This is a genomic window from Rhodohalobacter sulfatireducens, assembly GCF_022012475.1.
In the GTDB taxonomy this organism is placed as follows: Bacteria; Bacteroidota; Rhodothermia; order Balneolales; family Balneolaceae; genus Rhodohalobacter; species Rhodohalobacter sulfatireducens.
The window spans coordinates 1-1,962 of record NZ_JAKLWS010000086.1 but is presented as its reverse complement, the minus strand read 5'-3'; the positions used below and the strand labels follow the sequence as shown (position 1 = coordinate 1,962).

At 63.5% G+C, this 1,962-nt stretch carries 1 protein-coding gene; it reads right to left on the bottom strand.

Going from position 1 to position 1,962, the window contains the following annotated elements:
- Nucleotides 1–1,962, bottom strand: a 1,962-nt coding sequence (locus tag L6773_RS21175) for a VCBS repeat-containing protein (RefSeq protein WP_237856666.1), incomplete at both ends; no start/stop codon positions are given.

The following is a 1,962-nucleotide window of genomic DNA, read 5'->3' as shown; positions in this document are numbered from 1 at the left end:
TTGCATGTCCCGTACGTCACCGGGAGCCACGAGCCCGCTTTGCATCGGCGGAACGGGGGTAAAGCCGCCCTGCCCGTCACCGCGCAGCCACAGCCCGTTGCCTGCATCGGCCCGCGGAGCTGTCGGTTCGCTTTCATACAGGTTGCCGGCCAGCAGGATGTCGGAGTGTCCGTCCCTGTTTATATCGTCGATCAGAATGTCCTGCACCGGGGAGATCTGCGCCAGGTTGGGCAGGCGGCGGACATCAACCCCGCCGCGGCTGTTGCTGAGAAGCAGCACGCTGGCAAAGGTGTCGGCCCGGTAGCGGATCGCCTCGGCAAGCCTCTCAGCGCCCACCACCTGCTCAATGGATGCGGTCGAGAAGGACTCAAACGAATCGTAGGCGATGCCCACCGTATAGATTTCCCGTCCCAGCTTGGCCAGCCCGTAGAGCGGGTACTCGATCCCGTCAATCTGCTTGGTTAAGATAATGTCTTTGGTACGGTTGCCGGTCATATCCACGGCCACCACCCCAAACAGGCTGTCGGGACTGGTGGTATAGGTATGGTTGAGCCCCAGGTTCCCGGCTACCAGGTCGGCCCGCCCGTCGCCATTAAAATCACCGGCGGCCAGCGATTCCCACCATCCGCGCATCGGGGGCAGCCCTGCCTGCGCTGAAGCTCCGGCAGACAGGCCCAGCGATTCGGTGATGTTGGTAAACCTCTCGCCGTTGTATTGGTACACGTTGATCGGCTCCCACTGCCCGGCGGTCACCAGCTCATCGGCCCCGTCCCCGTTGATGTCGGCCCACACTGCATCGGTGATCATCCCGCCGGGATCGGCCAGTTCGGGGAGCATTTGGGCGGTTACGTCCGTAAAGCGGTCCCCGTCATTGCGCAGCAGCCAGCTCCGGGTGGGGGCCGGCCAGTCTCGGGGGGAGAGCCGCCCGCCGATAAACAGGTCTGTTCGCCCGTCCCCGGTAAAGTCGGCCGGGGCAATGGTAGAGGTGCTGGTCAGCATCTCCGGGAGCATCTCGGTATTCTTCAGGAATCGCCCGTCCCCATAGTTGATGTAGAGCCGGTCCTGTAGCAGCAAGGAGACCGGGGAGGAGTGATACCCGCCGCTGGCTACATACAGATCCAGTCGGTCATCGCCGTTCACGTCGACAAAGGTGGCGTCCCAGTCGGCCTGGTCGCTGTCGGCTTGCCAGGGTTGGGATTGGGCAGACTCGGTAAAGCTCCCATCCGGCTGTTGCAGGTACAGGGTTCCCGCCGATCCGGTGTCTCCGCCGATAAACAGATCTTCCCGCCCGTCCCCGTTCACATCGCCGGCCGCCAGGGGAGGCCCCTGCCGGGAAACCATGTAGGGAAGCAGCGGCTGGACCCCGTAGTCAATCTGTTCAGGGCCCCTGTCGGTGTGGGAGAGGCTGCCATCGGAGGAACGATTCTCAAAGACCGGTTGCCTGTCATCGGCAGCAGAGGGGGCTGAATCAGCCGGAGAAGCCTCCGACTGACGAAGGGTGATCAGCTGGTCGGCCGGAACCTCCCGAAGCGTCTGGGAGCGTCCGTCCGGCCAGTCGATGCGCAGGCTGTCCACCACAGGGGCTTGTCCCAGGCCCGCATGCAGGCGGGGATCGACCGAAGACATAAACCCTCGGGCGGGGCTTTGGTAGACCATCTGCCGCCGGCCATCGGCCCAGACCCACAGCCGGGCGCCAATTCCGCCGGTGTTGGGGGGTTGACCCTCCAGTTGCACGCTCAGGTAGTGCGGGCGGTTGTTCGGCGGCTCATCCGCCCCGGTGTTTCGGTAGAGGGAGGCGGGAGCATTAATATTGTTGACCACCAGGTCCATCCGCCCGTCGTTATCCAAATCGGCGTACGCCGCCCCGTAGGAGAATCCAGCCGTGCGCATCCCCCAGTCCCGGCTCACATCGGTAAATGTCAGATCCCCGTTGTTGCGAAACAGGTAGTTGGGAACTTTATA